The sequence below is a fragment of the Moorena sp. SIO2C4 genome (assembly GCF_010672485.1).
Classification (GTDB): domain Bacteria; phylum Cyanobacteriota; class Cyanobacteriia; order Cyanobacteriales; family Coleofasciculaceae; genus Moorena; species Moorena producens.
In genome coordinates this window covers 1-8,076 of the sequence record NZ_JAAHGN010000250.1, presented here as the reverse complement: position 1 = coordinate 8,076, position 8,076 = coordinate 1, and the positions used below count along the sequence as shown (strand labels likewise).

At 43.2% G+C, this 8,076-nt stretch carries 9 protein-coding genes and 1 pseudogene; 7 read left to right on the top strand and 3 right to left on the bottom strand.

The features are described 5' to 3' along the window. Positions 1 to 251: 251 nt before the first annotated feature. Positions 252 to 614: pseudogene (locus tag F6K20_RS15050) on the top strand (hypothetical protein); the annotation flags it as partial. 24 nt (positions 615 to 638) lie between these two features. Here the strand turns inward: F6K20_RS15050 and F6K20_RS15045 are convergent. After that, positions 639 to 800, bottom strand: coding sequence for a hypothetical protein (locus F6K20_RS15045; protein ID WP_267872037.1), 162 nt, complete (start codon positions 798 to 800; stop codon positions 639 to 641). A 141-nt stretch (positions 801 to 941) separates the two neighbouring features. Continuing rightward, positions 942 to 1,292 carry an IS1/IS1595 family N-terminal zinc-binding domain-containing protein gene (locus F6K20_RS40670; protein ID WP_044493301.1) on the bottom strand — a complete coding sequence of 117 codons (351 nt, stop codon included), beginning with the start codon at positions 1,290 to 1,292 and terminating at the stop codon, positions 942 to 944. Between the two features lie 1,134 nt (positions 1,293 to 2,426). On the opposite strand from F6K20_RS40670, the gene F6K20_RS15035 reads away from it, so the two are divergent. The 6 genes from F6K20_RS15035 to F6K20_RS15010 all read left to right on the top strand — a co-directional run bounded on the left by F6K20_RS15035 (position 2,427) and on the right by F6K20_RS15010 (position 6,914). Further along, positions 2,427 to 3,794 (top strand): hypothetical protein, encoded by a 1,368-nt coding sequence (locus F6K20_RS15035; RefSeq protein WP_008184713.1) that lies wholly within the window; start codon positions 2,427 to 2,429, stop codon positions 3,792 to 3,794. Positions 3,795 to 4,401: 607 nt separating this feature from the next. Continuing rightward, positions 4,402 to 4,692, top strand: coding sequence for a DUF2499 domain-containing protein (locus F6K20_RS15030; protein WP_008184715.1), 291 nt, complete (start codon positions 4,402 to 4,404; stop codon positions 4,690 to 4,692). Then, positions 4,637 to 4,810, top strand: a complete 174-nt coding sequence (locus F6K20_RS15025; RefSeq protein ID WP_287250994.1) for a hypothetical protein — start codon at positions 4,637 to 4,639, stop codon at positions 4,808 to 4,810. Before F6K20_RS15030 ends, F6K20_RS15025 begins: the two co-directional genes overlap by 56 nt. A 78-nt stretch (positions 4,811 to 4,888) precedes the next feature. After that, positions 4,889 to 5,218 (top strand): DUF3593 domain-containing protein, encoded by a 330-nt coding sequence (locus F6K20_RS15020; protein ID WP_008184717.1) that lies wholly within the window; start codon positions 4,889 to 4,891, stop codon positions 5,216 to 5,218. A 19-nt stretch (positions 5,219 to 5,237) separates the two neighbouring features. Then, complete coding sequence (locus F6K20_RS15015) at positions 5,238 to 5,414, top strand: hypothetical protein (protein ID WP_154659801.1); 177 nt, start codon at positions 5,238 to 5,240, stop codon at positions 5,412 to 5,414. A gap of 270 nt (positions 5,415 to 5,684) precedes the next feature. Beyond that, the gene (locus F6K20_RS15010; RefSeq protein ID WP_008184719.1) at positions 5,685 to 6,914 is read left to right on the top strand and encodes a serine/threonine-protein kinase; all 1,230 of its coding nucleotides are present in this window, start codon (positions 5,685 to 5,687) and stop codon (positions 6,912 to 6,914) included. A 314-nt stretch (positions 6,915 to 7,228) separates the two neighbouring features. Here the strand turns inward: F6K20_RS15010 and F6K20_RS15005 are convergent. Beyond that, on the bottom strand, positions 7,229 to 8,076 hold an 848-nt coding region (locus F6K20_RS15005; protein ID WP_287295159.1), incomplete at its 5' end, for an OB-fold nucleic acid binding domain-containing protein.

The window sequence follows — 8,076 nt, the reverse complement described above, 5'->3', positions numbered from 1 at the left end:
TGAATTTTGCCCCCCTGACCCCCCAACTTTGGGGGGAACAAGAGTCAATTTGCTTCTAAAAGTCCCCCAGAATTGGGGGACCAACGGGGGCTTGGATGTAGCAAATGAGACTTCTCAGACAACCTCTAAGGTTTCGTCTCCGGGGTTAGTCCACGCCAACAACAATTACTAAAAACCTGGAACATTCATTAATCTCTTGTCGTCTAATCTTTTGTAGACTAAAAATTAACTAAGGATATTTTATTAGACCAGTGAAAGCGCCAGCAAAAGTCATACGAACTGACAAATGGAAACTTAATCCGTCCCCCGAACAGAAAGTGTTATTCGGGGAGACGGTCAAAGTTTATCGTCAGGCTTGTAGGTACTTAGTTGGTATTATTTATACTCATTGGTCTGAACTTGGCGAGTTAACAGCAGATCAGTTAACTCCTGCTGTCGAAAAGTTGATGCATAAAACAGCCAAGCGACCTAATGTAAAATATCCTCAGTTCAATAAGGCTTTTCATAAATTTCCTAGCTATTACCGTCGAGCAGCAATCGCATTTGCAGCTGGGCAGGTTAGCAGTTATGTTACCAGATACCGTGAATGGCAGTCTGGTGTCCGAAAAAGGAAAGGCGTTGCTGAATAACGAAATGGTTTAACTATAAAGGGGGATTTTTTGATATTTTAAATAATAAATAAGAAGTCTAATTGATAACTCCAACATTGGTGATGATTTAGAATAGCAAAGAGTTCGCTGATGTAGTCTGGCTAAATAATGTCTCAATCTGGTATTTTCATTTTCTATGTCTTGATGCAGTCGCTCATGGTTTGTTCGCGTTCGCCTTTGGCGTGGCCTACGGCCAAGCGTCGGCAGGCCTTGAAGTTACCGTAAGACAGGCTTGCCTTAATCAATGGAGGCGCGCTTTCCGCGTGAAGAATTAAATTACGGGGTCGCGCCTCAAGTTTTAACCATGCATCTGCATAGCCTACCAACCATAAAGGCTCCCCTGTCTAAGGTTTCGTCTCCGGGGGAAACCACGGCAATAGCGAGTGGGGGGAACCCCCAAGACCGTAATGGTGCGTTTGACCCGTAATTAAATTCGCCACGGGTCGCACCTCTGCCTCCCCAAGACCGCGCTGCATCGCTTAGATACATTTTTAGGCAAAGCAATTTAGTTTTTTCATCGTAACCACGCTCAGTTTTAACCTCTATAAATTGTCGCCCACATTCGTTGCATTTATATCTTTGTTTTCCTCTTTGATGACCATATTTATGAGTTTTATGGCTATGATATTTAGGGCATTCCATGGTTTTCTTTTTAGAATACCATTTTTTGATTCAGCAACGCCGAAATCCTTTCAAGAATATGGATTGCGGTTTGATATCGAGGAAAATTTCTGGGCGTTGCTGATTATGGGTATGGTTCCGCCCCCCTAGCCCCCCAAGCGAGGGATTGCTCGCTTGGGGGGAACAAAACTCTTAAAGTCCCCCAAGCGAGGGATTGCTCGCTTGGGGGATTTAGGGGGCTTTCATAAAATCAGATAATCGCGCATTCATTCCTTAATTCAGCAACGCCAATTTCTGGGATGACCAGTCCAATGGGAGCGAATGTGCAAAAATCCCAAATTCGCTCAGTTCCTGCTTGATCAAGGGCTTAGGTTCATCCTGGCAGTTGCTACGTTATATGTCACAGCCCCTTGGGGTTGAGGTCGTTGAAACCGGTTTTCGTCGATGGGTAGACACACACTGGCCCAGGAGGAAACAGCTATTTTCGGTAGGGTTTGGAGTGGGTCAAAGCCTCCGAGCGAAAATGGCTGGAGACTGATTCGTCGGGTTCGTTTTACATAGGTGCCCTTGACCTTGGCGAATTAAATTCGCCACGGGTCGCACCTGAGTAATCATGATCCTGACCCAGTGATGGCTTCACGAACACAACATGATAAACGACGGTATCGACTGGAATTCAAAATACAAACGTACGAGTACGTGGTTGATTAGTTTTGTCAGTCAACCAGCCCATCAGGTTCTTGCTTGTATCTGTTCCCGTTCTAAAACCAAACACCAAACACCAAACACTTAACACCTAATTATGATCAGAAAATGTTAAAAAAATCAGTCGAAATTTCATTGTTATAGCAGTTCAAGTTATAGGATTACGATCGAATAGCCTGTAGGAGCGCTTAAGCGTACTTGGCAATTACCGCTAATTTTGTGTCGATAACCCCTCATCACAACAGGGTGTATTTAGGATATCCTATGACTAACACTTATGGGATAGGGTCTTGACTCGGGAGCAGTTATTATGGTTAACTGCTAACAGTTAAGCATGAGGGTAGCAGCGGGCAAGCTTTGTCCTACTCCTAGACGGAGATAGGTTAATTTTTAATGTCGCTCTTTTGTGATTTGTAATAAGTCGTAGTTTGGTCTGTATGGAGTAAGCAGATGGATGGTGCTTTTGGGAGCAAAAGGTTAATTGGTAATCACGCCCATCAAGAGGATGAATTGAACTCAAGGGTAAACTCAAATGCGATCGCAAAATCAAGCTCTATTCTGGACTTGATTTCCTCAAATTCCGATCAAGTCAGGGTGTTTGCCTTCGATATCCGAAGCCAACCTCACTTTCAGGGCAAGAATACACTCCAACCTTGGGCGTCACGAGCCCTAGCTGTAGCTGGTTCAGACGATGTCGTGATGATTCCTGGAAATCTGGATGCAGAGTACTACGACTGGCTGAAAAATCTTGGCTTAGGACCCCAGAAAGTCTTTGCCTTCAACCGTGAAAATGAACCAGCACTGCTCTCAGAGCTGATAATGCAAAAAGCGGATGAAGTAAGAGCATTTCTTGCATCGATTGGAAAACCCTTGGTGTTTGTTCCTTATTATTCGGCAGATCTAGATAAACAGGCGGCGTCAACCATTGATGCCGTTTTTTTTGGCTGTGATCAGTCTATTACCTTAAAGTATTTTGACAAGTCCACCTTTAAGGACCTGTGTCAGTCTCTTGGTATTCCCACAGTACCAGGAACTATCCTGAGTAAATCATCAGACTCTGAGGATTTTGAGACAAAACTGCGACAGGAAATCTTAGGTTGGCTTAAGGATTATGAGACGTTACTGATCCGGGGCGCACAAGGGTCTGTAGGCTCATCACTTTATAAAGTTAACAGCAGTAACCTCGACACTGAGATGCCAAAAATGCTGGCATCGGGAGAGAGTTGTTTTTTAATTGAGCCATTCCTTAAAGTCATTACATCCCCCAATGACCAGTGGATGATTGGCAGCAATGGAGAAATTGCTCATCTGGGAGTGACATGCCAGCTATTTAGTGGGTTAAAACATATCGGTAACGTGAAAGGAAAACCCTATTCAAGACGGATAGAAGGGTTAATTCGCGATTACTCCTTCAAAATCGCCCAGCAGATGCGGGATGATGGCTATCTTGGCATCTTAGGCATCGATTATATTGTCACAGATCAAGGAATATTTCCCATCGAAAATAACGCCCGATTGAACGGATCGTCCTTTGCGTTTTTTATTCTTGACAATTTGTTTGGTTCTAGTGACTACGATGGATGCTGGAAGGTGTTGAGACTTGAAATCGAACCCTGTAGTTTTAGCACCCTCCGGGAAAAGATTGGTTCCTTAATTTACCAGGGTAATGGTAATCCGAATTTTGTCTTTCCTTATGAATTTGACACCTTACGAACTCAAGGGGATGTCACTATACTAATTGTAGCTGAGGATTTACATCACCTGGAATACGTTGAGAAAGAACTATTATCTAAGCTAGAGATAGCAGCTCTTAATTAAAGTATGTCAGCTAATAGCTCACAGCTGAAGGCTCATATATAATTATTTTCTCATTAAACAGTACTACACCAGGCCAATTTGTCTTCATAACTAGAAAGTTATGGTCTACTTTATCCTGATCAACCTCACAAATATAGCTTACCTTAGCTATATTTGTGACTTCGCCTAGGGTAGTAGGGCAATTGCAATGGTATTTCCTAGTTCAGAGTACTATTGTATGAAAACTGGGTACCTGTTAAGCAAAAACTAGTACTAGTTTCTGGTTAACCAGTACTGTTGTGTAACAAACGGGTACCCGTTTATCATTAAGCAGTACTGTTGTGTAACAAACTAGTACTGTTGTGTAATAAACGGGTACCTGTTTCTGGTTAACCAGTACTGTTGTATAACAAACGGGTACCCATTTTTCCTTAACGGGTACTCGTTTCTCGTTAACTAGTACTGGTTTGTAACAAAACAGTACCCATTTCTCATTAACGGGTACTGTTTCTCATTAATGGGTACCCGTTTCTCGTTAACGGGTACTGATTTGTGAGTACGGTAGACTTAATAGCAAGGGAAATGTAGTTTAGCCTCTACTATTAGGTTTTTTCTGACGTTTTTTCTTATGCATGCTCTATCAATTCCAACTTGGATTATTCACATTTCCAGTGTTATCGAGTGGATCGCTGCAATTTGGCTAATCTGGACCTATGGTGAAATTACTGGTAATCGTGCTTGGTGGGCATTGTCTTTTGCCATGTTACCAGCATTGGTCAGTGCTATGTGTGCTATCACCTGGCACTTTTTTGACAACCAACAATCCCTGGAGTGGATGGTTACACTCCAAGCAGCGATGACAGTTGTCGGTAACTGTACCCTTTGTGGAGCAGCTTGGTGGATTTGGCGTTCAGCCTAAGGTTGCTACCAATGCCAGGGATAAGTTGTACGGTAAGCTATCAGCTATCAGCTATCAGCTATCAGCTATCAGCTATCAGCTATCAGCTATCAGCTATCAGCTGACGGCTGACGGCTGACGGCTGACAGCTGACGGCTGACAGCTGACGGCTGACGTTTTACGAATCATTTTGACAACCGTTTTTGCTGATCTTCAGATGATTTCTAAAGAGACATTATTTGCCATTTCCCTATTTCCTTACCTAGGATTCTTGTGGTTTCTCACTCGTTCTGGACAAACACCCCGTTTAGCGCTAATCGGATTTTACGTCCTCTTGGTGTTTGTTTTTGTTACCATCCCAGCTGGGATTTATTCCAAGGTAGCTTATCAGGAAGCATTAGCTGATGTGGATTGGCTACATGGCAGTGCTGAGTTTTTTTTAACCCTTTCCAATACTTTAGTAGTACTGGGCTTCCGACAAGCAATTATGGAACATATCGCAAAGGGAACAGGGAACAGGGAACAGGGAACAGGAAACAGGGAGTAGCGATGCAGAGGTGCGACCCGTGGCGAATTTAATTACGGGTCAAACGCACCATTACGGTCTTGGGGAGGCAGTGAGGCCAAAGGGGGTTCCCCCCATGAGCAACTGCCGTGGTTTCCCCCATGAGCGACTGCATCAAGACGGGAATATGGCATTAAAAATTATCACAATTCCTACACGGATTGCTATAAGGGTTTGAAGTAATCAGGTAATTATACCAAATCCGCTTGCCACACCCCCTTTATAAAAAATCGACCAAATCCTTTTATTCGAGGAATCTATAGCTGTTTGGATAAGGGGGGTATGGGAACAGGATTTGGTATTAGATAATGAGGGGATAGGCAGATAAGCTACATAATCTCAAAAAATTCCCTACTGTCACCATCAGTCCTGATCACATCATTGTTTATCTGTTCGTAGATAGGGCAATATATAATTATAGATAAAAGCCCGACTGCTGACCAGTATAATGAGCTACTGTCTCAATCCCACTTGCCCCAATCCCAAAAATCGAGAAGGAACTAAATTTTGCATTGCCTGTGGCTCGAAGTTACTGCTCAAAGAGCGATACCGAGGGATTAAACCTATAGGTCAGGGTGGATTTGGTAAAACCTTCTTGGCTGTGGATGAAGATAAACCTTCTAAGCCTCCCTGCGTGATCAAGCAGTTTTTTCCCCAAGCCCAGGGAACCAATACGGTTCAAAAGGCCGCTGAGTTATTCACCCTCGAAGCGGTACGGCTGGATGAGTTGGGCAAACATCCTCAAATTCCGGAACTGCTGGCGTATTTTTGTCAAGATAGCCAACAGTATTTAGTCCAAGAGTTTATCGATGGACAAAACTTAGTCCAAGAACTGGCAAGTCGGGGTGGATTTAATGAAGCACAAATTCGGGCGCTACTGGATGATTTGCTGCCATTGCTGCAATTTGTTCATCAACATCATGTCATCCATCGGGACATCAAGCCAGAAAACATTATTCGCCGCAGGGGTTCAAGGTCTTCTGTTGTGGGGGGAGCAACTCAGGTCGCTGGTCAACTGGTTCTGGTTGATTTTGGAGCATCGAAAGCTGCTACTGGCACTAGTCTAGGCAAAACTGGGACAGCGATTGGCTCATTTGGTTATGTATCACCAGAGCAAAGTATTGGTAGAGCAGTTTTTGCCAGTGACATCTATAGTCTTGGTATCACTTGTATTCATTTATTGACCGATAGGCACCCCTGTGATTTATTTGATGTCAGGGAGGGTGTCTGGATATGGCGGAACTTTTTGAGTCATCCTATTAGTGATCAGCTTGGTCGCATCATCGACAAGATGATAGCGGGGGCTATTAACCGACGTTATCAATCAGCGACTGAGGTAAGTAAAGATTTGCATCTTCAGACAACTCCCCCAACAGCTCTAAGGCAACAAAAACCAGTTACACCTCTAAGGCAACGAAAACCAGTTACACCAGTCAAATCTACTGTACCATCAAAGCCTGCAGTCGGGGGATTGAATAAAAGGATTGCTCAAGAATTAGAAGAATTAAAGTCTGAAATTATGGGTAATCCGACAACTAAATCAACCCATCAAACCCTTGGTTCTCAGGTGGCTGGTTCTAGTAGTTTACCGAAAACTAAAACTAAACTTGATCGGGAATTGGAGGAGATTCAATCTGAATTTCTTGACTCTTCTAATCCTCAGCAAAATCCTGGTTAAGATTGATAAAGAAGGGAGTAGGGAGTAGGGAGCAGGGAACAGGGCATAGGGCATAGTAAAAAAGAGCTCCGAAGAGTTTTTGATGTTATTAGAAATCAGCAAGATTGTTGGCGTTGCTGAATCTTTGAATAAATAGGAGTAGAGTGGGCATCCTGCCAGCCCCACAATATCGCCGAACAGGCAAGATGCCTATTCCACCTCACTCTTAAAATCATTCTATTATTAACCAACGCCAGATTGTTCATGAACTATTTGTAAATGCTATAGTTTTAGTAAATTGCTGAGAATAGAAGAGCAAAGACTAAACTCCTTATTCAACTCCTGATTACTGGAGCAGTACGGGCATCAAATCCGCTAGCTTTGAGAGCATTAACGGTTACTTGGTGATCTTGGACCCAGTATTTAGAATCAAAACGGACAAATTGATACTGCTGGGGTGCAGCAATAGTTGCTAGTACGGGGAATTTTGCCTGATGTTTTTTACCGGAATGTTTTTGCAGAATCGATTTTAATTGGTTAAGGTTGTTTGTCGTAACTTCCTGAGGGGTAAGTTCTACTACTACTGTTCGTAAACTTTCAATTAGCTCAGCATCTTCAATAATCAGTTGAATTTTCTCATCTCGCTCATCCACCTTCGCCCAAATAATTAAACGGGAATCGGCTTGCAGTAATGAACTAATTTTTTCGTAAGTTTTCGGGAATACAACTCCTTCAGCTTGACCGGTCAGATCTTCCATCTGCACAAAGGCCATGCGTTCATTATTTTTTTTGGTGAGGTGAGGCTTAACTTCGGTGAGCATTACAATAGCACTCAAAGTTGTCCCCTTCTTTTGCTCTGCTAACTCCGCCAAACTGACAGGAGAAAGAACTTGAGCTACTGGACGGGCTGATTTTAAAGGATGGTCAGACACATAAAAACCAAGCAATTCTTTTTCCCAATTTAATTTTTCTTGGCGTGAAAAATCAGACACTGCTGGAGCGCTTGGAGCAGATTCCCAAGCATTATTGTTCTGATCTGGCTCAGAATTAGTGTTGCCAAACAGATCAAAAATGTTCAGCTGACCACTTTCTCGGTCTTTGGCACGGTCTTGCGCCCAACTAATCAATGGCTCCAGGTCTTTGATAAGTTGCTGGCGGTTGGGCTGAATGCTATCAAAGGCAA

Coding starts and splice junctions, on each gene's coding strand:
- F6K20_RS40670 (WP_044493301.1), bottom strand. CDS start 1,292: ATGGAATGCCCTAAATATCATAGCCATAAAACTCATAAATATGGTCAT.
- F6K20_RS15035 (WP_008184713.1), top strand. CDS start 2,427: ATGGATGGTGCTTTTGGGAGCAAAAGGTTAATTGGTAATCACGCCCAT.
- F6K20_RS15030 (WP_008184715.1), top strand. CDS start 4,402: ATGCATGCTCTATCAATTCCAACTTGGATTATTCACATTTCCAGTGTT.
- F6K20_RS15020 (WP_008184717.1), top strand. CDS start 4,889: ATGATTTCTAAAGAGACATTATTTGCCATTTCCCTATTTCCTTACCTA.
- F6K20_RS15010 (WP_008184719.1), top strand. CDS start 5,685: ATGAGCTACTGTCTCAATCCCACTTGCCCCAATCCCAAAAATCGAGAA.